Annotated in this window: 21 protein-coding genes and 2 tRNA genes; 19 read left to right on the top strand and 4 right to left on the bottom strand. The window is 49.9% G+C overall.

The window, feature by feature from the left end; genetic code table 11:
- The first annotated feature begins 185 nt into the window (after positions 1 to 185).
- Together G006_RS0106825 and dhaL are read left to right on the top strand one after the other, a co-directional pair.
- Complete coding sequence (locus G006_RS0106825; RefSeq protein WP_152428819.1) at positions 186 to 698, top strand: hypothetical protein; 513 nt, start codon at positions 186 to 188, stop codon at positions 696 to 698.
- 165 nt (positions 699 to 863) lie between these two features.
- Positions 864 to 1,511 carry a dihydroxyacetone kinase subunit DhaL gene (gene dhaL / locus G006_RS0106820; protein ID WP_020482431.1) on the top strand — a complete coding sequence of 216 codons (648 nt, stop codon included), beginning with the start codon at positions 864 to 866 and terminating at the stop codon, positions 1,509 to 1,511.
- 13 nt (positions 1,512 to 1,524) lie between these two features.
- On the opposite strand, the gene dhaK is transcribed toward dhaL, so the two are convergent.
- Positions 1,525 to 2,511, bottom strand: a complete 987-nt coding sequence (gene dhaK / locus G006_RS0106815; protein WP_020482430.1) for a dihydroxyacetone kinase subunit DhaK — start codon at positions 2,509 to 2,511, stop codon at positions 1,525 to 1,527.
- Positions 2,512 to 2,544: 33 nt separating this feature from the next.
- On the bottom strand, positions 2,545 to 3,366 hold the full coding sequence (locus G006_RS0106810) for an HAD-IIA family hydrolase (protein ID WP_020482429.1): 822 nt from the start codon (positions 3,364 to 3,366) through the stop codon (positions 2,545 to 2,547).
- 192 nt (positions 3,367 to 3,558) lie between these two features.
- Here G006_RS0106810 and G006_RS0106805 point away from each other — a divergent pair.
- The 11 genes from G006_RS0106805 (at position 3,559) to G006_RS0106755 (ending at position 15,817) form a co-directional block, all read left to right on the top strand.
- A tRNA-Phe gene (locus G006_RS0106805) sits at positions 3,559 to 3,634 on the top strand.
- Positions 3,635 to 3,657: 23 nt separating this feature from the next.
- Positions 3,658 to 3,733 (top strand) — tRNA-Phe (locus tag G006_RS0106800).
- Between the two features lie 553 nt (positions 3,734 to 4,286).
- Entirely contained in the window at positions 4,287 to 4,772 is a 486-nt protein-coding gene (gene rimP / locus G006_RS0106795) for a ribosome maturation factor RimP (RefSeq protein ID WP_020482428.1), read from the top strand.
- Positions 4,762 to 6,273, top strand: coding sequence for a transcription termination factor NusA (gene nusA, locus G006_RS0106790; protein WP_020482427.1), 1,512 nt, complete (start codon positions 4,762 to 4,764; stop codon positions 6,271 to 6,273). Before rimP ends, nusA begins: the two co-directional genes overlap by 11 nt.
- Positions 6,274 to 6,287: 14 nt before the next feature.
- Positions 6,288 to 8,996: a translation initiation factor IF-2 gene (gene infB / locus G006_RS0106785; protein ID WP_020482426.1), complete on the top strand. Its 2,709-nt coding sequence runs from the start codon at positions 6,288 to 6,290 to the stop codon at positions 8,994 to 8,996.
- The gene (rbfA, locus tag G006_RS0106780) at positions 8,996 to 9,412 is read left to right on the top strand and encodes a 30S ribosome-binding factor RbfA (RefSeq protein WP_020482425.1); all 417 of its coding nucleotides are present in this window, start codon (positions 8,996 to 8,998) and stop codon (positions 9,410 to 9,412) included. The genes infB and rbfA overlap by 1 nt, the downstream gene beginning before the upstream one ends.
- On the top strand, positions 9,412 to 10,329 hold the full coding sequence (truB, locus tag G006_RS0106775) for a tRNA pseudouridine(55) synthase TruB (protein WP_020482424.1): 918 nt from the start codon (positions 9,412 to 9,414) through the stop codon (positions 10,327 to 10,329). Before rbfA ends, truB begins: the two co-directional genes overlap by 1 nt.
- Before the next feature lie 110 nt (positions 10,330 to 10,439).
- Positions 10,440 to 10,709 (top strand): 30S ribosomal protein S15, encoded by a 270-nt coding sequence (gene rpsO, locus G006_RS0106770; RefSeq protein WP_020482423.1) that lies wholly within the window; start codon positions 10,440 to 10,442, stop codon positions 10,707 to 10,709.
- Between the two features lie 84 nt (positions 10,710 to 10,793).
- The gene (gene pnp, locus G006_RS0106765) at positions 10,794 to 12,872 is read left to right on the top strand and encodes a polyribonucleotide nucleotidyltransferase (protein ID WP_020482422.1); all 2,079 of its coding nucleotides are present in this window, start codon (positions 10,794 to 10,796) and stop codon (positions 12,870 to 12,872) included.
- 205 nt (positions 12,873 to 13,077) lie between these two features.
- Positions 13,078 to 14,733 carry an alpha-keto acid decarboxylase family protein gene (locus G006_RS0106760; protein ID WP_020482421.1) on the top strand — a complete coding sequence of 552 codons (1,656 nt, stop codon included), beginning with the start codon at positions 13,078 to 13,080 and terminating at the stop codon, positions 14,731 to 14,733.
- A 190-nt stretch (positions 14,734 to 14,923) separates the two neighbouring features.
- Entirely contained in the window at positions 14,924 to 15,817 is an 894-nt protein-coding gene (locus G006_RS0106755) for a GNAT family N-acetyltransferase (protein WP_235048838.1), read from the top strand.
- A gap of 104 nt (positions 15,818 to 15,921) precedes the next feature.
- Here G006_RS0106755 and G006_RS0106750 read toward each other — a convergent pair whose 3' ends face one another.
- Positions 15,922 to 16,986 carry an OmpA family protein gene (locus G006_RS0106750; protein WP_020482419.1) on the bottom strand — a complete coding sequence of 355 codons (1,065 nt, stop codon included), beginning with the start codon at positions 16,984 to 16,986 and terminating at the stop codon, positions 15,922 to 15,924.
- A gap of 406 nt (positions 16,987 to 17,392) precedes the next feature.
- On the opposite strand from G006_RS0106750, the gene G006_RS0106745 reads away from it, so the two are divergent.
- The 6 genes from G006_RS0106745 to G006_RS0106720 all read left to right on the top strand — a co-directional run bounded on the left by G006_RS0106745 (position 17,393) and on the right by G006_RS0106720 (position 23,414).
- A complete protein-coding gene (locus tag G006_RS0106745) occupies positions 17,393 to 18,040 on the top strand; it encodes a uracil-DNA glycosylase (protein ID WP_020482418.1) in 648 nt (215 codons plus the stop codon).
- A complete protein-coding gene (gene uvrC, locus G006_RS0106740; protein ID WP_020482417.1) occupies positions 18,033 to 19,871 on the top strand; it encodes an excinuclease ABC subunit UvrC in 1,839 nt (612 codons plus the stop codon). The genes G006_RS0106745 and uvrC overlap by 8 nt, the downstream gene beginning before the upstream one ends.
- The gene (gene pgsA, locus G006_RS0106735; RefSeq protein WP_020482416.1) at positions 19,861 to 20,421 is read left to right on the top strand and encodes a CDP-diacylglycerol--glycerol-3-phosphate 3-phosphatidyltransferase; all 561 of its coding nucleotides are present in this window, start codon (positions 19,861 to 19,863) and stop codon (positions 20,419 to 20,421) included. Before uvrC ends, pgsA begins: the two co-directional genes overlap by 11 nt.
- 63 nt (positions 20,422 to 20,484) lie before the next feature.
- On the top strand, positions 20,485 to 21,090 hold the full coding sequence (locus G006_RS0106730; protein ID WP_020482415.1) for a TetR/AcrR family transcriptional regulator: 606 nt from the start codon (positions 20,485 to 20,487) through the stop codon (positions 21,088 to 21,090).
- 45 nt (positions 21,091 to 21,135) lie between these two features.
- Positions 21,136 to 22,407 (top strand): Vi polysaccharide biosynthesis UDP-N-acetylglucosamine C-6 dehydrogenase TviB, encoded by a 1,272-nt coding sequence (tviB, locus tag G006_RS0106725; protein ID WP_020482414.1) that lies wholly within the window; start codon positions 21,136 to 21,138, stop codon positions 22,405 to 22,407.
- 2 nt (positions 22,408 to 22,409) lie between these two features.
- Complete coding sequence (locus tag G006_RS0106720) at positions 22,410 to 23,414, top strand: NAD-dependent epimerase (protein WP_020482413.1); 1,005 nt, start codon at positions 22,410 to 22,412, stop codon at positions 23,412 to 23,414.
- A gap of 54 nt (positions 23,415 to 23,468) precedes the next feature.
- On the opposite strand, the gene G006_RS25100 is transcribed toward G006_RS0106720, so the two are convergent.
- Positions 23,469 to 25,544, bottom strand: a complete 2,076-nt coding sequence (locus G006_RS25100; protein ID WP_081607895.1) for a sulfatase family protein — start codon at positions 25,542 to 25,544, stop codon at positions 23,469 to 23,471.
- Positions 25,545 to 25,581: the final 37 nt, after the last annotated feature.

The following is a 25,581-nucleotide window of genomic DNA, read 5'->3' as shown; positions in this document are numbered from 1 at the left end:
AAATAGTTTTTCCTGAAAATCCGCTGATTTGCTCGACTAGTAAACCCTATTGGAGTGGCTTACAGGAAATTTTCGCGTGTCGGGGTGTTTGTTATAAATCTGTAACATTGATGCTTTAAATTCTCGCAAATTAAGCTGTTTCGACCGGTGTGAGTTTGCCGGCGATTACTCACAAAGGACTTGCGTTGAACGACAACGAACATCTTTTAGACGATAAAAAGCACATTGTTTCCATTCGGTTGAACAATTCCGACCGAATTGCCGTGCGTGCCATGGCGGCTCGGTTGTTTGTGCGCGAGTCCGAATTGTACCGGTTTGCGGTCTACCATTTGCTTAATCGTTTACACAAACTGCATGAAGACACGTGCGTCGGCAGCGATTTGTTACCGTTATTCATCGAGTTTAAAGATGAGCTCAATACGCATTTGGGCTTAAAAAAGCATCAGCTATTCAAGATTTTTAACGGCAAGAACCCTGATCCGGAAAAATTCGTGTCGATGGCCGATATTGAGTTGTTGTTACTGCCGCAACACGCGGTGCGTCAGCGCTTACAACAAATGAACGAGGCTGCCGGGCAGCGCAGAGCCGACACCAACGCCTGGCTTTTGGAATACTTGAAGGAGAAATACCGCTTCAGCGTGTATGACCCGGATGCAGAGTTGCCATTGCTGGATTCCCTGGTTCTGGAAAATAGTTAAATCGTAATTCATTTCAATTATGCCCAGCCGGTATTGGGCTAACGAATTCTGGCGTATTGCCATTTTTTTTAGTCCCGTATGCAGCGACAAATGCTGACAGCTGGACAGTAGTAGTGCGTTTTAGCTATGCTCCTCTGTCAAATTGTTTTGTTGTGCGGAGGCTGCATGTCATTGACCCCATCATTGTTTCCGGAATTGATTCAAGCACTGATCGATACTATCGATGCGCATGCCCAGGAAGTAACCGAACTGGATCAAGCGATAGGCGACGGCGACCATGTGTTTAATTTACAGCGTGGTTTGCAGGCCTTACGCGAGCATGCCGGTGAGATAGCGACACTCGACTGGGTTGCTGCGTGGCAGAAAATTGGTATGACGGTGATGGCTGCTGTCGGTGGCGCGTCCGGATCTTTGTACGCGACTTTATTCATCGCGTTGGCAAAGAATGCTAAGGACAAGCTTATCGATCTGGCTGGGTTTTCTGATGCATTTTTGCAGGCAGTCGAGGCTGTGAAGCAACGCGGCAAGTCTGATGTTGGTGAGAAGACCATGCTGGATGTGCTAGTGCCGGTCGCCAAGGAGTTGCGGGAGCAGGCGGCTGCGGGTAAGCCGCTGGCCGAGATTCTGGATAGCCTAAGCCTGGTGGCGGCAGAAGGCGTGGAAGCGACTCGGGACATGCTGGCTACCAAGGGCCGCGCTTCCTTTCTGGGCGAGCGCAGCAAAGGCCATATCGATGCCGGTGCCAAGACTGCGCAGCTGATGATCGCGGCGATAGCCGAGGTGTTGAAAAACGCCCAAGCGCAAGCCGCTTAGGTCGTTACCCGTTTCAACAACCCCAGCGCAACGCAGCGGTATTCACCGGTGCATCCCACAAACCCAGCATTTCTTCGTCCAGCATCGTCAGCGTTAGCGAACAGCCGGCCATATCCAGCGAGGTGGTGAAGTTACCGACCAAAGAGCGCTGGATGATTAATCCGCGTTTGCTGAAATATTGCCAGGCCAATTCGTAAATCAAATGTAGTTCGATCAGCGGTGTGGCGCCGAAGCCGTTCACATGCAGCAACACGGCTTGGCCTGAAGCCGGTTTCAATTCGTCGAAAATATGTCCGGCTAATTGTTCGACAATTTCGCTGGCGCTCGCCAGTTTCACCGTTTCGCGACCGCGTTCGCCGTGGATGCCGACACCCATTTCGATTTCGTCGTCCGCAATAGCAAAAGTTGGGTGGCCTAAGGCCGGCACCGTACAGCTGGTTAAGGCGATACCCATGGAGGCGGTAGCCCGATTGACACGTTTGCCCAGTGCCTTGCAGGCGGCTAAGTCAGCGCCGGATTCCGCGGCGGCGCCGACGATTTTCTCGACGATGGCGGTGCCGGCCACGCCTCTACGGCCAATGCTGTGGGTTTTTGGTAGGGAAATATCGTCGTCAATCAGGACGCTGGCGTTGGGTAAATCAAGCATCTCGGCGGTCATTTCAAAATTCATTACATCGCCGGCGTAATTTTTAACGATAAACAGCACGCCCGCGCCACCGTCCACGGTTTGTGCTGCAGCCAGCATTTGGTCCGGCGTTGGTGAAGTAAATACCTGTCCGGGGCAGGCGGCATCCAGCATGCCGAAGCCTACGAAGCCGCTGTGCAGCGGTTCATGGCCTGAGCCGCCGCCGGAAATCAGCGCGACCTTGCCGATTTTACGCACGTTGCGATATACAAATCGCGGCTCAGGATTGAATTGCACGATGTCGGCATGGGCTTTGGCAAAGCCCTGTAGGCTGGTTTGCAATAAGGTGTCCGGGCTGTCGATAAATTTTTTCATGATTCGTCTATGCTGTATTGGTCTGAGAAGAGCTTAAAGTTTGCTGTTACCCAACAGCTCGGTGATGTCGCGGATGTCCGGCACAATCCAGGTTGGACCGAAATCGGCTGCGGCGACGTCTTGTTCGCTGGATACGCCACTTAGGACCATCAGGCTGCGGATACCGGTGCGCACTGCGCCGAGAATGTCGGTGTCCAGCCGGTCGCCGATAGCGACAGTATAGGCCGGGTCGACATTCAACAGCCTCAATGCCTGTCGATAAATAATAGGCTCCGGTTTACCGATAATCATCGGCTTAATGCCGGTGGAAGCGGTCAAGCCTGCCAGAATGGCACCGTTGCCATGTGTTTCGCCGCGTTCGGTAGGTAGCGATAGGTCACCGTTGGTGCCGATGAAGTGCGCGCCCGCCCGCAGATTTAGAGTGGCGGTGGCCAGTTTGTCCCAGCTCAGTTCTCGGTCCATGCCGCAAACAACCAGATGCGCGCGCTGATCCGGCTCCGTCTCGTAAAGTCCGGTAAGTTTAAAGCCCAAATCCTGCAGCGGTTGCCGGGCACCGATGCCGCCAATCACAAATACGCGAGTCGTTTGTGGGTCATAGCGTTCGGATAAATACAGTGCGGTAGCCATGCCCGAGGTCAGGATTTCGTTCAACGCTACCGTTACGCCCATTTTCGCCAGTTTGTCGACGTATTGTTCTGCTGTCAGGCTGGCGTTATTGGTGGCCAGGATGAAAGGCAGCTTTAAATCGCGTAGTATCTGAAAAAACTCAACGAGTCCTGCTTGAGCTCGGTCGCCGTGCCAAAGGACGCCATCCATGTCTATTATCAGGGCGCGGATGTCGGTGAAAGCTTGCATAGGCGGTCTCGTGTGCTTGGGTTGTTTCAATGGGTGTTGTGTCTTCAAAGCCCGATATTTCATGATAAAAATGCCAGGAATTTGCGGTGCGCAAGAATTGCATAAATCGCCGCCTGCTGTCCAGCTAGCCGGCAATAACGGTATTTTCCTTGACTAATTGTTTATAACCTAGTTTAATGCGCGGCTCTTGACGCCCAGGTAGCTCAGTCGGTAGAGCAGAGGACTGAAAATCCTCGTGTCGACAGTTCGATTCTGTCCCTGGGCACCATTCTGGTTTTAGGTTAAGTCGCTGCCCAGGTAGCTCAGTCGGTAGAGCAGAGGACTGAAAATCCTCGTGTCGACAGTTCGATTCTGTCCCTGGGCACCACCTGAAACAACAACTCTCCTCGCAATACCGGTTGATCGGCTAAAGCCTCCCAAATTCGCGACGTTCCTTGTTTCAATTTACAGGCAACTGAGTAATTGCGGCGATCAGCTCAATGCTTTTCCTTTTTAGATTTCGCTGGCGAGCGAGCTTCCTGGCAATTTGCTGACTTTGTCTCCAATGTTATCTTTCTAAATTCGGTGCTAACGACAATTCTGTCGAGAGTGTAGGCTCCAGGATTTAGCCAATCTTGTCTGGTGGAGTGCAATGTCGATTTACTTCCTTGAAAGATATGGTTATAATTCGATTTTTAATTTTTCGCCGCAGTTTTTGAGGCGGGAAATTGTTTCCTGATAAGCGTGGTTTTTTGAGATAAGTGTCTCGATAAACGAGGGTGTTCTCCTCAATGCTGTTTCAGGCGTGGTTTTGCTAAGAAAGCCCCTTCAAGGGGTTTTTTCTTTTGTGGGCTTTCGAAAAACGCGAAGCCCATGGGTTTTGGTTGTTTATGGAAGAGCCTGAGGCTCTTTTTTTTTGGGTTTGAAAAGGCGAGGCGTTAATGAAACAGGCTCCTGAACATTTGGTGGATTTGATCGAGCCAATTGTGGAAGGTCTTGGCTATGAGTGTGTGGGAATAGAGTACAACCCGCATCCTACACACGGCATGTTGCGCATTTATATCGACAGCGAAAACGGTATTTTGCTGGAAGATTGCACCAAGGTCAGTCATCAGCTCAGTGGAGCGCTGGATGTCGAAGATCCGATTCAAGGCGAATATCAATTGGAAGTTTCTTCGCCTGGTGCGGATCGGCCTTTTTTCAAGCTCAGCCAATTTCAACGCTTTTTGGGGAGCACTGTACTGGTGAGTTTATTTAAACCCATCGATAAACGCCGCAAAATTACCGGGCAGATTAAGGCCGTCGAAGGCGAGACTGTTCTGTTGCAGGATGGCGAACAATTATTAAACATCCCGTTTCAGGCAATGAGCAAGGCACGCTTGGTGCCGGATTACTTACTCACTAAAGGAGGTCGCAGTGGCAAATAAAGAGATTTTATTAGTAGCAGACGTTTTTGCTAACGAAAAGGAAATAGACAAGGAAATTATCTTTCAGGCCATTGAGTCCGCTTTGGAAGCGGCGACTGTCAAGCGTTATGAAAACCCGATTAAAGCCCGAGTAGCCATTGATCGTCATACCGGCGATTATTCGACCTATCGTCGTTGGCTGGTGGTCGATGCCAATCCGGAAATCAACGGCGACGTCGAGCATCCAGGCTGGCAGGTGTTGCTGGAAGTTGCGCAATTCGATAATCCTAATATTCAAGTTGGCGACTATGTGGAAGAAGAGATCGAATCGGTCGATTTTTGCCGGATCGCGGCGCAAACAGCCAAACAAGTCATCATTCAGAAAGTTCGCGAAGCCGAGCGCAAGAAAATTGTCGAAGCCTATCAAGATCGGGTTGGCGAGTTGGTCACCGGCGTCGTGAAGCGCTTGGAAAAAGGCAGTGTTTACTTGGATTTGGGTGGCCATGTCGAAGCCTATATTGCCCGGGAAGATATGATCCCGAAAGAGCCAGTGAGAATGGGTGACAGGGTCCGTGGTTATTTGAAAGCTGTGCGCTCAGAGCCGCGCGGTCCACAGCTGTTTGTCAGCCGCACCGCGCCTGAATTATTGATCGCGCTGTTTCGTTTGGAAGTGCCGGAAGTCGGTGAAGGCTTGATCGAGATTTTGGCGGCGGCTCGCGATCCCGGTTCCCGCGCGAAAATCGCCGTCAGAGCCAACGACCCGCGTCTGGATCCCATCGGTGCTTGTGTCGGTATGCGCGGCTCCAGGGTGCAAGCTATCTCCAATGAGTTGGCTGGCGAACGGGTTGATATTATTTTATGGAACAGCAACGACGCGCAATTCGTGATTAATGCCATGTCGCCAGCGGAAATTCAATCGATTGTGGTCGATGAAGATAAGCACAGCATGGACGTGGCGGTTGCCACCGACAGTTTGTCGCAAGCTATCGGTCGCGGTGGTCAGAATGTGCGCTTGGCAACCGAATTGACGGGTTGGGAACTAAATATTCAAGACGCCGCGCAGGTAGATAAAAACCACGACGAAGCCGCGGCAAAATCCAAACAACAGTTCATGGAGTTGCTGGATGTCGATGAAGAAATCGCTAGCATCTTGGTTGATGTGGGATTGAATAATATCGAGGAAATTGCGTATATCCCCGTCGACGAAATGCTGGAGATCGAAGGCTTCGACGAAGAGTTAGTAGAAGCTTTGCGCACTCGCGCCAAGGACGCTTTGCTGATCAGTGCGATCGCGTCCGAAGAAAAAATTGAAACCGCCGTGCCTAGCGAGGAATTGTTGAGCATGGATGGGATGGACGAAGAGTTGGCACACCAAATGGCTGCCAAGGGCATTGTTACCTTGGACGATCTGGCGGAGCAGGCGATAGACGACATTATCGAATTTACCGGCATGACCGAGGAGCGTGCTGGTAAACTAATCATGAAAGCCCGCGAATCTTGGTTCGCAGAGGATAAGGGCTGAGGCAGGAGGATACTATGAGCGATAAAACAGTACAGGAATTGGCAGAGGTTGTTGGCATCCCTTTGGAACGTTTTTTAGAACAATTGAAGGAAGCCGGCTTGACAGCCAGCGCGCCCGACGATGTGATAAACGATGAAGAGAAAGTCAAATTACTCGCGCACTTGCGCAAGCGCCACGGCAAGTCGGACGCCGATCAAGAAGCCGCCGCCCCCAAACGCATTACCTTGAAACGCAGCACCAAAACCGAATTAAGACAATCCTCACCGCCGGGTACAGCTGTGAAAACCGTCAGTGTCGAGGTGCGCAAGCAAAAGACTTATATCAAGCGCAGCGATGCGTCCTCTGTTAACGACGAGCTAAGACAGGCCGAATTAGCCAAACAAGCTTTGGACGAACAGAGACGGCAACAAGCTATCGAAGAAGAAAAGCGTAAGCACTTGCATGAACAGAAGGCTGCTCAGTCTGTCCCAGAAGAGCAAGTAGTCAGTGCGGAAATTGCTCAGCCGGTTGAGGTGTCCGTGCCGGTTGTGACGGCAACCGCAGAACCGATTGCGGCAGAGCAGCAGGTGACTGAGGAGTTGCCGGTTGTTGCTGAAGCTCAGCCTGAAGTGCTTGCTAAGGTCGAAGCGCCCGCCCCGAGTGCCGCGCCGGAGATGACTGAAGAGCAGCGTCTGGAAAAAGAAAAGAAAGAAAGGTTGGAAGCTGCGGTGCAAAGAACCGCGGAAAAAGTCAAACAAAAAGCCGAAGCCAAGCAGCAACAAACCACGCTGCATAAGAAAAAAGCCGAATTCAAGCCCACTCGCGGCCCGGCTACCGATGGGGATATCGGTGGCGGCGGCGATGCCGCGCGTCGCGGCGGCAAAGGCAAAAAAGGCAAGGCGCCTTCGCGTCGGGAAAAGCCAGAATTCGAGATCGATGTCAATCAGGCCCGACACAAGTTCGAAAAGCCGGTTGCGCCGACTGTCTATGACGTAACCATTCCGGAAACCATCGTGGTTTCGGATTTGGCTGCAAAAATGAACATCAAGGCTGCCGAAGTCATCAAGCATTTGATGAAGCTAGGCATCATGTCCACTATCAATCAAACCATCGATCAAGAAACGGCGGTGATTTTGGTTGAGGAAATGGGCCACAAAGCCATCATGCAGAGCGAAGATGACTTTGAGCAGGAAATGCTGGCCGAGGTGCAAGGTGACAGCGACGAACGTAAAGTTCAACTGCGCGCGCCCATCGTCACCATCATGGGTCACGTTGACCACGGTAAAACTTCTTTGCTGGATTACATCCGCAAAACCCGGGTCGCTGCCGGCGAAGCGGGCGGGATTACCCAGCACATCGGTGCTTATCAGGTAAAAACCGACCACGGCGCGGTAACTTTCTTAGATACTCCGGGCCATGCCGCGTTTACCGCGATGCGGGCGCGTGGTGCGGAAGTGACCGACATTGTGATCGTGGTGGTTGCGGCTGACGATGGTGTTATGCCGCAAACCAAGGAAGCCATCGACCACGCGCGCGCCGCGAATGTACCGATCATCGTGGCCTTGAACAAAATCGACAAACCGGAAGCCAATCCGGATCGGGTGATGCAAGAGCTGGCTACCTTGAATGTGGTGCCGGAAGAGTGGGGCGGCGATGTGCAATTTCTGAAGGTATCGGCCAAAGTCGGTACCGGCATCGACGAATTGATCGAAGCGCTGATCGTCCAGGCGGAAGTTCTGGAATTGAAAGCGCCGGTTGACGGCATCGCTTCCGGTATTTGTATCGAATCGCGTCTGGACAGAGGTCGCGGTGCGGTTGCGACCATATTGATTCAGAAAGGCACTCTGAGCAAAGGCGAATTCGTCCTTTGCGGACACGAGTATGGCCGGATTCGGGCGATGTTCGACGAAAATGCCCACGCTATCAAATCCGCCGGTCCCAGTATGCCGGTAGAAATTCTCGGTCTCTCGGGTACGCCGGACGCTGGCGACGAATTTCTGGTGGTGCAAAACGAACGCGTCGCTCGCGAACTGGCCGCTCACCGAGAAGATCGCAAACGTTCCAACCGTCACGCTGCGCAACATGCTTCCAAATTGGACGATGTATTCTCGCGGATGTCCGCCGGCGAAACCTCCACGCTCAACGTCGTTATCAAAACCGATGTGCAGGGTAGTTTGGAAGCCTTGCGCGAATCTTTGGTCGGCTTGTCTACCGAAGAAGTGCAAGTTAAATGCATTTTCGGCGGTGTTGGCGGTATCAACGAAGGCGATGCTAACCTGGCATTGGCCTCCAGCGCGATTCTGATCGGTTTCAATGTCCGCGCCGATGCGGTTGCCCGTAAATTGATCGAAGAAAAAGACATCGATCTGCATTACTACAGCATCATCTACGAAGCGATCGACGAAGTGAAACGGGCGATTAGCGGGATGTTGGCGCCGGAGATTCAGGAAAAAATCGTCGGTCTGGCCGAGGTGCGCGACGTATTCCGTTCGCCGAAATTCGGCGCGGTCGCCGGTTGTATGGTGGTCGACGGTTTCGTCAAACGCAATCTGCCGATCCGCGTGCTACGTAACAACGTGGTGATTTACGAAGGTCAGTTGGAATCTCTGCGCCGTTTCAAAGACGATGTCAATGAAGTGAAAATGGGCATGGAATGCGGTATCGGCGTGAAAAACTACAACGACGTGCAAAACGGCGATCAGATCGAAGTCTTTGAACGTATCGAAGTCAGACGGGAAATCTAATGGCAAGAGAGTTCGGCCGCAGTCAGCGGGTAGCTTCGGAAATGCAGAAAGAATTGGCGTCGATATTGCAACGCGACGTCGACGACAGCCGTTTGGGTTTTGTCACGATCAACGATGTCGAATTGTCTAAAGATCTGGCGGTTGCTAAGATCTATGTGACGGTGTTGGATGCTCAGGATGAGGCCGGAAAACTTGCGAACGTGAAGGTGTTGAACGAGATTTCGCCGTTTATTCGGCATGAACTGGCTAGACGCATGCGTTTGCGGCATATCTCCGAGCTGCATTTTTACTACGACCATTCCTTCGATACCGGTATGCGCGTTGCCGAATTGCTTGGCGATTTGCATCACGAAGAAGGTAAGGACGCTGGTGCTGCACCGGAAGCAGGGACCGATAAACCACAGCAGGACGATTAATGGCAAAACGTAAGTCCGGGCGCGATGTGCATGGCATCGTGCTGCTCGACAAACGTTTGGGTGCGTCGTCCAATCAGGCCTTGCAGGAAGTCAGGCGATTATTTAATGCCAACAAGGCCGGACATACTGGCGCGCTGGATCCTCTAGCGACCGGCTTGTTGCCCTTATGTTTTGGCGAGGCGACCAAGGTGTCGGCCTTGATGCTGGATGACGATAAACGTTATCAGGTAACCGTGCAGTTGGGCGTGATGACCGATACCGGCGATAGCGAAGGCAAAATCGTCGCCGAAATGCCGGTGCCGGCACTGGATGGCGCGCGCATACAAGCTTGTTTGCAACACTTCACTGGCCCGATTGAGCAGGTGCCGCCGATGTATTCGGCGCTCAAGCATCAAGGCAAGAAATTGTACGAATTGGCCAGGGAAGGTAAAACCGTAGAACGGCAGCCCAGGGCGATCACTATTTATGAATTGCAGTTGTTAAATTTCGATGCCGAAGTAGGACAATTGACGCTGGATGTATTTTGCTCGAAGGGTACTTATATCCGTTCGCTGGCCGAGGATATTGGTCACTGGCTGGGGAACTGCGGTACGGTAACCGCGTTACGCAGAACCAAGGTGGGCATGTTCGATCTTGATCAGGCTCATACCTTGCAGCAGTTGCAGGCCATGGATTTTGCACAATTGCAGAATACCTTGATCGCGCTGGATGTACCCCTGGAAGCCATCCCGAATGTATCTTTATCCGCTGAACAGGCCGAAAAAATCAAGCTGGGTCAACGCATAGCCTTTAACGGCGGTATGGCCGGTCAGGTCAGAATATACTCGCCGCAGGCCTTTTTGGGGTTGGGGGAAATCCTATTGGATGGTAAACTAGCCCCGAAAAAACTGTTTCATTTGGAAGATCAAGCAACTTGATTATCCAGGAAAAAACCGCAAAGTTTCTACACCCTATTGTGGAAACAGCGGCTACACGGCCATCACACGGTGGCCTTTATTCAATCAAAATTAATCGATAGGGATTAAGAATGTCATTAACCGCAGAACAAAAGAAAGCCATCGTTGAAGAATATCGTTTGTCAGACACCGATACCGGTTCAACCGAAGTCCAAGTTGCCTTGTTGACCGCCAACATTAATCAACTGACTCCGCATTTTGCTACGCATAAAAAAGACAACCATTCGCGCCGCGGCTTGCTGCGCATGGTAAACCAACGCCGCAAATTGTTGGATTACCTGAAAAACACAGAAGTTGCGCGTTATCGCTCGTTGATCGAGCGTTTGGGCATCCGTAAGTAGCACCAAAACTGGAAACGGCGCATCGGGCGCCGTTTCTGCTTTAAGGCACATTTCAGCATAACCTTTAAACAAAGGAACCTTATAGTGAATCCTATCAGGAAAGAATTTCAGTACGGCGATCGTCTCGTCACGTTATCCACCGGTGAAATTGCCCGCCAAGCCAATGGCGCGGTGATGATTGATGTCGAAGGCACCTCGCTGCTGGTGACAGTGGTGGGTAAAAAAGAAGCTAGCGGCGGCGATTTTTTTCCGCTGACCGTTAACTACCAGGAAAAAGCATTTGCGGCCGGTAAAATCCCCGGCGGGTTTTTCAAACGTGAAGGCCGTCCTAGCGAAACAGAAACCCTGATTTCCCGCCTGATCGACAGACCAATTCGTCCGCTGTTTCCGGAAGGTTTCACTAACGAAGTGCAAATTATTGCCACTGTTGTGTCGCTGAATCCTGAAGTGGATACCGAAATTCCTGCGCTGTTGGGAGCTTCCGCCGCTTTGGCCGTATCCGGTTTACCTTTCAACGGCCCCTTGGGTGCGGCTTGCGTTGGATACAAAGACGGTGCCTATTTATTGAATCCTGACAAACCAGCACTGAAAGAATCACAGCTACAATTGGTAGTTGCCGGTACCCAGCATGCGGTTTTGATGGTTGAATCCGAAGCCGATTTATTGTCCGAAGAAGTCATGTTGGGCGCAGTATTGTTTGGTCACGAGCACATGCAAGTGGCGATTAACGCGATTAACGAATTTGCTGCTGCCGTCGGTACGCCGGCTGTGACCTGGACACCAGTGGAAACCAACGCTGCATTAAAAGCAGCAGTGGCCGCCGAAGCCGAGCAAAGTATCAAAGCCGCTTATCAAGTGGCGGAAAAACTGGTTAGACAGGACACGCTCAGCGCGATTAGAAGCGCGGTAGTTGAAAAACTGACTGCCGATGGCCTGTATAACGAAAAAGACATCCGTAACGTTATCGAGCATCTGGAATACGACATTGTGCGTGGTGCGATTCTGAACGACCGTAAACGTATCGACGGTCGTGATCTGACCACCGTTAGACCGATTACCGTCAGAACGGGCGTATTGCCTAGAACCCACGGTTCTGCGCTGTTTACTCGCGGTGAAACCCAAGCCTTGGTTGTTGCGACATTGGGTACCGAACGCGATGCGCAAATCATCGACGCATTGTCCGGCGAGTATAAAGACCCGTTCATGCTGCATTACAACTTCCCTCCCTATAGCGTTGGTGAAACCGGTTTTGTCGGTTCGCCAAAGCGTCGCGAAATCGGCCACGGCCGCTTGGCGAAACGCGGCGTAGCGGCAGTATTGCCTAACATGGCGGAATTTCCTTACGTGATCAGGGTGGTTTCGGAAATCACCGAGTCTAACGGTTCCAGCTCCATGGCCTCGGTCTGCGGTAGCAGCTTGGCGCTGATGGATGCCGGCGTGCCTATCAAAGCCCCGGTTGCCGGTATCGCGATGGGTCTGATCAAGGAAGGCGATAAATTTGCGGTATTGTCAGACATCCTGGGTGACGAAGATCACTTGGGCGACATGGACTTTAAAGTGGCCGGTTCCGAAAACGGTGTAACGGCGCTGCAAATGGACATCAAGATCGACGGTATCACCGCCGAGATAATGAAAGTCGCATTGGAACAAGCCAAACAAGGCCGTCTGCACATATTGGGCGAGATGAACAAAGCCTTGTCCAGCACCCGTTCCGAAATGTCCGACTTCGCGCCGCGTATCATCACTTTCAAAATCGATCCGGCTAAAATCCGCGAAGTGATCGGCAAAGGCGGCGTAACTATCCGCGCTATCACCGAGCAAACCGGCGCCAGTATCGATTTGACCGACGATGGTGTGGTCAATGTTGCCTCTGTCGACAGAGCAGCCGGCGAAGAAGCCAGACGTATGATCGAAGAAATCACCGCTGAAGTCGAAGTGGGTAAAACCTACGAAGGCAAAGTGGTACGTTTGATGGACTTCGGTGCGTTCGTGACCATTCTGCCGGGCAAAGACGGCTTGGTACATATTTCGCAAATCTCCGATGAGCGCGTTGAAAAAGTCAGCGACAAACTGTCGGAAGGCGATGTGGTAAAAGTCAAAGTGCTGGAAATCGACCGTCAAGGCCGCGTGCGCTTGAGCATGAAAGAAGTCGATAGCGAATAAGTTTAAATTCGTTCGACTCCGCATGAAAGGGCCGTAAGGCCCTTTTTTTGTGGCTGAAATTTTGTTGAGCTATGAATGTCTGTTGACTTTTTAGATGTGGCTTAGCAGTATTGACTCCTAATCGTCCTGTTAAACGGTTGAGCGGCATTGATCATTTACTCGTCAGTGCTCACGGTTTAATTTTATGCTGAGGTTCCAAAGCGCTATGAGCACTGCCAAATTCGACACGATTGGACAATACCTCCTCAAACGCCTATATCAGGCCGGTGTAAAAGACATCTTTGGTGTGCCTGGTGACTATGTGTTGGGCTTTTACGATCTGATGATAAAAAGTCAGGTTCGGCATATCGGCACTACCAGGGAAGATTCGGCAGCCTTCGCGGCCGACGGTTATGCGCGTTGCGTGGGCATGGGCGCTCTGGCGGTGACATACGGCGTCGGCGCCTTAAACACAGTCAATGCGATTGCCGGCGCTTACGCGGAATCTTCACCGGTGGTGCTTATCAGCGGCGCACCCGGCGTCAGCGAGCAAAAAGACGATCCGTTAATCCACCATCGTTTTGGGCCTTTTACGTTCCAGCGGGAAATTTTCGAACGGATTAGCTGTGCGTCGGTGGTACTAAACGATCCGGTGATCGCCTTCCGGCAAATAGATCATGCCATCGAGGCCGCGCGCCGTTTTTGTAAGCCGGTTTACATCGAACTGCCCCGCGACCTGGTGATGGCGGAAGGCTATCCGATGCCGACCGAGACCGTCGAAATATTTACCAGTGACCAAGCCGCTTTATCCGAAGCGATTGCCGAAACCATGATGCTGTTATCCAAGGCCGTGTCGCCAATGATCGTGGCGGGTGTCGAATTGCATAGACGCGGGCTGCAAGGCGCTTTGGCCAATTTTGTTGAACGTACCGGCTTGCCCGTGGTTGCCACGCTAACCGGTAAGTCGGTGATGTCCGAGCGGCATCCAGCTTACCTGGGGATTTACGAAGGTGCGATGAGTTCTGAGGCAGTGCGCGACAGAGTCGAAAAGTCCGATTTGCTGTTGATGTTGGGCGTGACCTTGAATGAAATCGATACCGGCATTTATACGGCAAAACTAAATTCCCATTCGACCATCCGCGCGGCTTTGAACGAGGTGGTGATCAGCGCGCATCGTTATCCTGGCATCGCCTTGGAAGATTTTCTCGGTGCCTTGGCCGGCTCGGTTGACACATCCAGCGTAGAAGGAGTGGTTCCCAGCCTGGAGCCGCCAGTAAGCATTGCGTTTCCCGAGCCCGACCGGCCAATTACTACAGCTCGATTGGTTGAGAGGCTAAATAGTGCGCTGAGCAACGACATGATAGTGGTGTGTGATGTCGGCGATTGCCTGTTTGCCGCTATCGATCTACGTGTCCACGAGCAAAGCGAGTTTCTGGCTTCCGCTTTTTACACCACGATGGGCTTTGCCGTACCGGCCGCGCTCGGTGCGCAAATCGCTCGTCTGGATCGGCGGGCATTGATTTTGGTTGGCGACGGTGCTTTTCAAATGACCGGGACCGAACTGTCCACCCACGCGCGCCTTGGTTTAAATCCCATCGTGGTGGTGTTTAACAACGGCGGCTACAGCACGGAACGCTGTATTCTCGAAGGTCCGTTCAACGATATTAATCCGTGGCGCTTCGATCGTTTGGGAGAACTCTTCGGTCCGTTGGCGGGCTACGAGGCAGCTACGGAAGCTGAATTCGAAGAGGCTCTGCTTAATGCTCTGGATAACCACGGTATGCCCAGTATTATTAATGTCCACCTGGCGGCCGACGACTCGTCCGAAGCGATGAAACGTCTTGCCGAGCATTTACAGTCGAAGATCAAAAGGGATGCGTGAGCGGCGAGTCTTTATCCCGGCAATCCGGTTTATCGGGTAGGCAATCATAATCGGCTTGCCGAGTCGAATTTTCGGCAGAGTGTATCTAAACTAAGCACTCCCCTTAATCATCCTCTATAACGCTATGCAAATCGCCAACTGTTATCTCGAACCAGCCAGCTACGCCGTTGATTTTGAGGATATAAGGTATGTGCGAAATTTGGTGTTTGTCGTCGAACAGCAAATACCGTTAGAGGTGGAATTTGACGAACTCGACCCGGATTGCCATCATTTTTTGGTGCGGGATCTTGATTACCGGCCCATCGCTACTTGTCGGCTCTCTCCGGAAGGCAAAGTGGGGAGGATGGCGGTTCTGTGCGAATGGCGGGGTCAAGGTGTCGGGGAGTCTTTGTTGCGTGCAACAATCGACAAAGCCCGCAACCTGGGGCTGACCAGTGTTACCGCCAACGCGCAACTGTCTGCGTTGGGGTTCTACCAAAGATTCGGCTTTGCCGCTGAAGGCGAAGTGTTTGGCGAAGCCGGTATTCCGCATCAGGCTATCCGGCTTATGTTGCAGCCGCGTGAGCAATCGGTGCGATCGATACCACCGGCCCGTGAGGTTTCCGTCGAGGCCGTCCGGCTGGAAACAGTCGAGTCGACCTCGGCCGCCACCCAGCAATTGATAATGGCCGCCCGGCGGCAGATTTATATCTACAGTCGGGATCTGGATTTTGCCTTGTATGGACAAAAAGACCTGGTCGAGGCGCTAAAACAATTTGCCCTCAGCAATCGTAACGCTAGCGTGCAGATCATAGTTCAGGATCCGACCAGTCTGCGTAATCAGGTTCATCCTGTCGTGGAATTGGCTCAGCGCTTGCCGTCGTATTTTCTGATTCGTGTGCCCGATGAAGCAGAAGATTTGCAATATGCCTCTGCTTTTGTAATCAACGATAGCGACGGTTATTTATTTCGCTTGCTCGGTAATCGTTATGAGGGGCATTGGAGTCCTAATTTGCCGGCACGTCATCGGCCATTGCGCGAAGAGTTTGAGCGGGTCTGGCAGCGTTCAAGTGCTTGCGCGGAATTTAGAGCACTGGGTCTGTGATTGATTTTGTCTGTGAAATTTAACCTTCGTGGCGCGCAGGCCATAAAAAACCCGCCTTTCGGCGGGTTTTGTGATTCTGAATCAATCAGATTGATCAGGTCTTCTTATTTTTTCAAAGGTTGTTGCGCTTTGCCGTCAACTTCCAATTGCACGCGACGGTTATTGGCGCGGCCTTCTTCAGTTTCGTTGGTGTCTATCGGTCTATCCCAGCTATAACCGTGTGAAGTGATATTCGGAGAGTGGCTGCCTTTGGTTAGGTATTTCTTAACCGCCAATGCCCGGCGCTCCGACAAGTCCAGATTGTGTTTGTAAGAACCGGTATTGCTGGTATGGCCTTGCACTTCAAACGCCATGTCAGGGTACTGTTTGATGCGGTCAACGACTTTATCCAGTTTTGGGAAATACTGCGGTTTGATAATATCTTTGTCGTTATCGAACTTGACGTCAACGATCCAGCAGCCGTAAATGCTGACTTCAACGCCCGGTAATGTAGTCGGACATTTATCAACACAGTTATTCACACCGTCTTTGTCGTCATCCATTTTTGAGCAATCGAGTTTAGCCGGCATCGGTGCTGGAGGTGGAGTCGGTTCAGCTTTGGCAACCACGGCTTTGGGTTTTTCGCCGAATGGAATCACGAAACCCAGATTGACCGTCATGTCATGAAACTCTTCGGTGCCAGGTTGCAGTTTGGCGTTGAAGTTGTTGTTGTAACGGTAGCGCACGTCGCTGCGAATCAGGAAGTTATCGTGTAGTTCATAAGTAAAACCCGCGCCCGCTTCGCCGATGAAGCCCGCGCCGCTGTCGCCATTGTGCGTAGAGTTTATGCCGCCCACACCGATCACGGCATAAGGCGAGAATTTATCTCTAAACAAATAATACTGCGCATCTACCGTACCACCGGTCAAATCCCAGTTGCCGTTGTTTTTGGCGCCTTCCAGGTTTTGGTATAAGCCTCTTACTTCGATGTTCAGATGTTCGTTGATGATCTTACCCAAGCCCAGACCGCCGCCCCAACCGCTGTGCGCATTACGATCACCGCCCGGTTGTACGAAGGTGCCGAAGGGTGCTGCGTACCATCTATCGTCAAGGAACTCGCCGGCTTGTGCCGTCGACACGGAACCGAGCGCCGTTATCGTGGCGATTGCCAGTAAACTTTTCTTCAACATAAAAACTCCTTTGTCATTTATAAAAATAGATAATTCGTTGCTCTTGAGAGGGAGTGATAAAGCCATGGTTAGAAAAATTAGGCTTTAAAAATCAAAGGGAATTGTAGATTCTGCCAAGCATGTTGTGAAAATACCACAATTTTATCAATTAGCAAACATTTAGGTTTATCCGGTGCTGGTATTTGCGGTATTCCAATCCAGCTGTTTCCGGGCTTGGGTTATTAGGATTTGGAAAGTCCGGACAAGAGTGCTTGCTGTTAAGCCGGCGCTTATTCTGTCCGGAGATGGTCATTCCGGCGAAGATGGCAGTAATGATGTTTTAGAGGCCAAGTTAATAACCAAAGCGAGCGACGCAAGAAACCTTGGGCTCAGGTAAAATTCCGCCAATTTGAGTGTTTATCGTTTTATGACTTATTCATCCTATTTCAAGCAAGACTGCCAGGCATGCCCGCGGTTAAGCGAATTTCTCGGCGAGGTGCGGGCTAAGTATCCTGCTTATCATGCCTTACCGGTGGCGCCGTTCGGCGATCCGGAAGCGCGCTTGCTGGTTGTTGGCTTAGCGCCGGGTATGCACGGCGCGAACGCCACCGGCAGACCGTTTACCGGCGACTATGCCGGCTTGTTGCTGTATCAGGCTTTGTACGATTTCGGTTACAGCAATCAATTGGCATCGACAAATTTGGCCGATGGTTTGCAGCTTAGCAATTGCCGGATTACCAATGCAGTGAAATGTTTGCCGCCGCAAAACAAACCCACCGGCGAGGAGATTAAACAATGCAATCCTTATCTGGCCGCGGAAATTAAAACCCTGCCGAAACATTCGGTGATATTGGCCTTGGGTAATATCGCTCATCAAGCGGTGTTGCGTGCTTATGAATTGAAGAGCAGCGCGGCTAAATTCGCTCATCACGTCAGCTTTCAATTGCCGGACGGCAACACGTTGGTTAGTTCTTACCATTGCAGTCGCTATAACGTGCAAACCAAGCGCCTGAACATGGAGATGTTGGCGGCGGTGTTTGTAACCATTCAAAATTTGCTGGCTGCCCGTGACTGAAACTCATCCGGGCGAATTCGACGCCAAAGCCTTTTTGAAGACGCTAACCCAGCGTCCCGGCATTTATAAGATGTTGGATGAGAAAGGCGAGATCATCTACATAGGCAAAGCCAAGAACCTAAAAAATCGGGTTTCCAGTTATTTCAGAAGTCAAAATGCTTCGCCCAAACAGCAGGCCATGGTGGCCAAGGTTGCCGGGATAGAAGTAACCGTTACCCATACGGAGGGCGAAGCCTTGCTGCTGGAAAGTCAGCAGATCAAACGCCACAAACCGCGCTACAACATCAGTTTGCGTGACGACAAGTCCTATCCCTACGTATTCATTTCTAGCTTTCATGATTTTCCGCAACTGACCTTTCATCGCGGGGCCAAGAAGCGCCGTGGCAAATATTTCGGGCCGTATCCCAGCGCCAGTGCGGTGAAGGAAACCTTGAAGTTATTGCAAAAAATTTTCCCGGTGCGGCAATGCGAGGATTCTTATTACAGCGCCCGCTCTCGGCCTTGTCTGCAACACCAGATTGAGCGCTGCACGGCGCCTTGCGTGGGACTGGTTAGCAAAGAGCAATATGCTAACGATGTGGAAAATACGATTCTGTTTCTGGAGGGGCAGGGCGGCTTACTGATTGATCGCTTGGTGGGCAAAATGGAAACTGCCGCCGCCCAGTTGGAGTTCGAGCAGGCTGCCGCTTATCGCGATCAAATCGCCCGTTTGCGCGCGGTGTTGGAAAAACATTGTGTGGAGGGTGAAAAAGGCGATGTGGACATTGTCGCGTGTGCGGCGAAAAACGGCGCGGCTTGTGTACAGGTGTTTTTTATCCGTAATGGCCAACATTTGGGCAACCGGCAGTTTTTTCCAAAAATCGGCGATGAAAACCAGCCCGAGGAAATCTTACAGGCTTTTATCGCCCAATATTATTTGGATAAAACCGTACCTCATGAATTGATCGTCAGTCATGCCTTGCCGGAATCCGCTTTGTTGGCCGAGGTGCTGGCCGAACAGGCTAAACATGCTGTAGCGATTGCCAATAACGTGCGCGGCGAACGGATGAAGTGGTTGCAAATGGCGATGACCAACGCCGACAGCGCGCTAAACGCCAGGCTGGCTGATCGGCAAGGTTTGCAAGGCCGCTTTATCAGTTTGCAGCAAGAACTGGGCTGCGACATCACACCAAGTCGCTTGGAGTGTTTTGATATTAGTCATACCCAAGGCGAACAGACTGTGGCGTCTTGTGTGGTGTTCGATAGAGAAGGGCCGGTGAAATCCGACTATCGACGCTTTAATATCGATGGCATCACTGCCGGCGATGACTATGCGGCGATTCATCAGGCGGTTTTTAGACGCTTCAGTCGATTGAAGAATGGCGAGCATCCAGCCCCGGACATCCTTTTAATAGACGGCGGCAAAGGCCAAGTCGCCGAGGCGGAAAAGGCTTTGGCTGAATTGGAGATAAACGATGTTATGATAGTGGGCGTCGCCAAGGGCCCTGATCGCAAAGCCGGAATGGAGAAAATTATTCTGGTCGGTAATAGGCAACCTTTGGACGTGACACCGGGTGCTTCCGCCTTGTTATTGATTCAACAGATTCGCGATGAAGCGCATCGTTTTGCGATAACGGGACACAGGCAGCGACGCGGTAAGGTTAACAAACAATCGGTACTGGAAGATATTGCCGGACTGGGGCCGAAAAGAAGACAGGTTTTGCTGAAACAGTTTGGCGGGTTACAGGGTGTGTCCAGCGCGGGTGTGGATGCTTTAGCCAGTATAGATGGCATTAGCCGACAATTAGCGCAGCGAATTTACGATACATTTCACCATCAAGATGGCCATTAGATTCACCATTCCGACCTATTTAACCCTGCTGCGGATCGCCTTGATTCCCTTATTGGCCGTTGTGTTTTACTTGCCGTGGCAATATTCCAATCTGGCCTGTACTGCAATTTTTTTAGTTGCCGGTTTCACCGATTGGCTGGACGGTTATCTTGCCAGAAAAATGAATATGCAAACTGCGTTCGGTGCCTTCCTGGATCCGGTGGCTGACAAATTGATGGTGGCGTTTGTGCTGGTATTGGTCGTGCAGGCGCAGGGCAATCCTTATCTTGCGGTACCGGCGGCTATCATTATCGGTAGGGAAATTGCGATTGCATCGCTGAGAGAATGGATGGCCGAAATCGGCCAGCGAGCCAAGGTCAAGGTTTCGCAATTGGGAAAATGGAAAACCACGGCGCAAATGACGGCAGTCAGTTTGTTGCTTTATCGGGATGATTTATTAGGCCTGCCTATCAATACCATGGGTTACTGGTTGTTATACTTGTCGGCGATTTTAACCTTATGGTCTATGGTTAATTATCTGGTCGCGGCGTTCTCCACCATCAACGAATAATAAAAGCAGTATCGATACTGCCACAACAGAGAGTAAACAGCAGGTAAAGCTGTATATAAGAGCATGGAACAAGAATTAGAACTAGAAAATAAACCGAATAAAACCATCAGTCAGGATGAAGTGTTGCAGGCCGCTTTAAAGCTGTTTGCCAAGAAAGGATATTTCAATACCTCATTAACCGATATCAAAGATGCAGCAGGTATAACAACCAGTACCGGCATTAGTCAGTATTTCAAAACCAAGCAAGCTATCGCTCAAGCCTTGTACGAAAATATTCTGGATAGTCTGAGCATATCGATTGATGATATTCGCCGCAGGAATCGTAAAGCTGCCGAGCAATTACGGGAGGTTGTCGATTTGCTCTTCAAATTAACCGACGACGCCCCGGAAATTGTCGAGTTTTTGTTATTTGTAAAAAGCGAAGAGTTTTTGGCGGAACCTAAGCCCCTGCTGGAAACGCCCGCATTTACTAAAATAAAACGGATTTTTCAGAATGGTGTCAAAGACGGCGAGATGAAGGCGCTGGATCCGTTATTGGCCTACACTTATTTCTTCGGCATTATCAATCATACTTTGGCGATGGTGTTGAGCGGCAACTTGCCGAAAACGGCGGAAAGTTATCAGGCGCAAGCCTGGCTGACGGCATGGGGCTGTATAGTTAAAAAGTAATTCAAGTCATTAAAACTCAGAGCGGGACGGAGGAGGATTTACTAGATGTTAGATAACATTAAAATCGGTATGATTGGGCTTGGTTACGTGGGGTTGCCGCTAGCCGTTGAGTTTGGGCGAAAATATCAAACCGTAGGTTTCGATATTAACCAGCATCGGATTCAGGAATTACGCGCAGGTCGCGACCATACTCTGGAAGTTAGTGAAGAAGAACTCGCCGACGCCAAGTTGCTGACTTACAGTGCTGATTTACAAGATATAGCCGATTGTTCGGTTTATATAGTCACAGTCCCCACGCCAATCAACGAACATAAACAACCGGATTTGACGCCGCTGCAAAAAGCCAGCGATTTGCTGGGTAAGGTTATAAAGTCTGGCGATATCGTCATTTACGAATCCACTGTTTACCCTGGTGCAACCGAAGAGGTTTGCGTACCGATTCTGGAGAAAGTGTCGGGTTTGACTTTTAACCGGGATTTTTATGTCGGTTATAGCCCGGAACGTATTAATCCCGGCGACAAGCAACACCGTGTCACCAATATTCTGAAGGTTACCTCGGGCTCTACGCCTGAAATAGCCGAAAAAGTAGATGCTTTGTATAAAAGTATCATTACTGCGGGCACGCACAAAGCCAGCAGCATCAAAGTCGCCGAGGCTGCTAAGGTCATTGAAAACACTCAGCGCGACGTCAACATTGCTTTAATCAACGAACTGGCTTTAATCTTCAATAAACTCGGAATAGATACCGAGGAAGTTTTGTTGGCTGCGGGTACTAAATGGAATTTTTTGCCGTTTCGGCCAGGTTTAGTCGGTGGGCACTGTATCGGTGTGGATCCCTACTACTTAACCCATAAAGCTCAAGCTATAGGCTACAACCCGGAAGTGATACTCTCTGGCCGTCGAATCAACGATGGCATGGGGGTATACGTCGTGTCGCAATTAGTAAAGTTGATGCTGAAGAAGCGTGTGCATGTCCAGGAAGCTAATGTGTTGATCATGGGCTTGACCTTCAAAGAAAACTGTCCGGACATTCGCAACACGCGGGTGGTGGACATTATTGCCGAATTGAAGACTTATGGCGTCAATGTCGAGGTTTACGATCCCTGGGTTAATGCCGAGGAAGCGAAACACGAATACGGTATAACGCCGGTAGTGAAACCGTCAGCGGGAAAATACGACGCGATTATTCTGGCTGTGGCCCATGATGAGTTCAGAAAAATGGCGATTTCAGACGTCAGAGCTTTAGGTACGCCGCAGGCCATTGTGTATGACCTCAAATACTTGTTTCCTACTGATCAAACAGACGCAAGGCTTTAAGAATGAAGATTATGGTGACCGGCACCGCCGGTTTTATAGGCAATCATTTGGCGCTGAGATTATTGGAGCGTGGTGACGAGGTCATTGGTGTCGATAATCTTAATGACTATTACGATGTTAACCTGAAATTGAGTCGCTTAGATCGAATCAAAGATTTTGCCGGTTATACCGATGTCAGATTAGATATTGCCGATAGAGACGGCATGGAGGCTTTATTTAAAAAGCACCAGCCGCAAAAAGTGGTTAATCTGGCGGCTCAGGCTGGTGTGCGCTATTCCATCGAGAACCCGCATGCCTATATCGATAGTAACATTGTCGGTTTCATCAATATATTGGAAGGTTGCCGGCATAATCAGGTGGAGCACTTGGTATACGCCTCCAGCAGTTCCGTGTACGGTGCGAACGAATCCATGCCGTTTTCCGTGCATGACAATGTCGATCATCCGTTGAGCTTGTATGCGGCGTCAAAAAAAGCCAATGAGCTGATGGCGCATACCTACAGCAACTTGTATCAATTGCCTACCACGGGTTTACGCTTTTTTACCGTGTATGGACCGTGGGGCCGCCCCGACATGGCATTGTTTTTGTTCACAAAGGCTATTTTGAATGGCGAGAAAATCAATGTATTCAACTACGGTAAGCACCGCCGCGATTTTACTTATATAGACGATATTGTTGAGGGCGTGATTCGGACCATGGATCATAACGCTTCGCCTAATCCGGACTGGAGTGGAGAAAAGCCCGATCCAGGCACTAGTAGAGCGCCTTGGCGGGTCTATAACATTGGTAACCAGAATCCAGTGGAACTGCTGTCTTATATCGAAACCTTGGAACGCTTTCTCGGTAAGACTGTCGAGAAAAATCTATTGCCGTTGCAGCCTGGTGATGTTCCCGATACGTTCGCCGATGTGGAGGCCTTGGTGGCGGATGTTGGTTATAAGCCAAACACGACTATTGAGCAGGGTATTGAACGGTTTGTTGCTTGGTATCTTCAGTACTATCAGTGAATAATTTTTAATACACCAATTGCACAGTTTTAAGCTGTGCAACAGTTTTTTATTTTAATTACCAGATTCAAACAAAGGGTCACTTTTGATGTGGCTATCCAATAGTTTTTTAAGCTCCGCAAATATATCGGGATGAGACTCTATTACATCCCGATATGGGTCGTTTTCTAAGTCGTATAGCTGATACACAGGCTTTGTGTAAGTCGCTATATAAATTAGTTTCCACTTTTCATTCTGTATGGAACGGCTTTTCGCGCGGATAACCGTGGGATAATGTTTTTCGTTGACTACCAGCGTGCCGGATTTTTTGTCAGGAATATCCAGTAATTCAACAATATTGGGATATAAAATTTGTTCGGGATGTAAACCGGGTATTTTTCCTAGCCAAATCCCTGTTTCTTGAAAAGCAAAAAGCTCAGGTGATGTTTGTGCTTTCACATAAGGAATCAAATTAACACCGTCGAGCTTTGTTGGAATGGGTATATTCAACAAATCTAGCAAAGTTGGCATCACGTCAATAGAGCGGGTAGTCGGCTTAAAGTTTACGCCATTAGGCACTCCAGGGCCTTTCATCACCAATGGAATTCTGCCGCTGGGGTCGTCTCCAATCAAGGTATTGCCCTGGCCCCAGCATCCGGTTTCAAAAAAATCCGCACCATGATCACTATATATGATTACGATGGTATTATCGGATAAATTGGACTTTTCAATATAATCAATTATTTTCCCCACTTCGTCATCGAATTGTTTGACGCAGCTGTCATATAAATTAATAATTTGCGGGATGTCGAAAAACTCCGATGTTTTTTCCTGTTTTTTGATAATTTCTTCCGCCGAGGCGAGTCTGGTCATAATAAACCGTGATTCACCTTTATAGTCTTTTGGGGTAAATAAGTTGTAATAGGGATACTCCGAATTGAACGGGACGTGAGTGGCAGAAGTGAACAAATTAATAAAAAAGGGCTGCGAGTTTTTCGCCGAACGGGCAATTAATTGGCGGCATTCGCGGCTCAAGCTTCGGATCAAGGGTACGCCGGCCAGGTAATAGAACTCGGGTAAGAAGCGTTTTCCTAATGCATTATTGGTGAATAGCGACAATACATTTCTGATTAAAGACGGGCCTTGCCTTAGTAGCAGTTTGATATTCCATTGATCTTCGGCGACGGAGATTTCCTTGAAGTTAAAACTTAATTTTGCGAAATCGGCTCCGCACCAATCGGAGATGCATGCAGTCAAGTAACCGTGCTCGTTTAATATGTCGATCAAAGACGGCTGCGGTAATTTACAGTCTGCCAGGGATGGATAGTTGTCGCGAATTTTATGGTTATGCGGCCATAATCCGGTAAATAGGGATGTAATACTTGGTGCCGTTCTGGCGACAGGGGTTATGCATTTATAAAGTCGTAAGCCGTTCGCGCTTAATTTATCAATGTTGGGGGTAAGATTTCTGTGATAGTTACTGCCGCCTAGTCTGTCATGGCGCAATGTATCGGAACCTATCATAATCACGTTGGGTTTTGTTTGGGACGTGGCTTTAGCGATAACTGGTTCGTTAACTATCGTTGCGTAATAGATGTAAGCATATAAAACGGCCAAGGCTACTATATAGATCACTAGTGGCGTATTATTTTCTTCGATAGCGAAAAATAGAGCGATTGCCGATGTTATAGACAGCGATAAAAGTAATGAAAACTTTATGCCGCTTATTATTTCGGGAGATAATATTTTCCAAATAACAAACAATCTGGAAAATCTATACTGGAAAGATAATTGAATGGTGCCCGGTGTATACAGGAGTTGGTGTAAAAAAAAGTAGGTGGTAATGAGTGCGGTTGATATTAAGCAGTAGGTTAAACCTGTGATGAAATTAAATTCCATCAATGCAGTGAGCTGTGATATTGAATAAGCTGCAATAGAGCCGGGTAAGGATGTCAGAAAAAATATGATAAATAACCAAACGGCTAGTCTGGTTAGGGCGAAAACCACATAATACCCAAACTTTTTTTCTATTTCTTTTTGGATGCCGGGTCCGGTACGAGAATAGTTGTGTAAGGTAAGAATGATTAATGTAATAGTAAAAAGCAGTGCGGCAGCGGATGAGCAGTAGAGGGACACCAGTATTTTTTCCATCTCTATTTTATTCGATTGGATGAGTATGAATGGTGGC

The organism is Methylomonas sp. MK1 (assembly GCF_000365425.1).
Taxonomy (GTDB): Bacteria; Pseudomonadota; Gammaproteobacteria; order Methylococcales; family Methylomonadaceae; genus Methylomonas.
The sequence above is the reverse complement of the archived record's forward strand: the minus strand, read 5'-3'. Positions and strand labels throughout refer to the sequence as shown.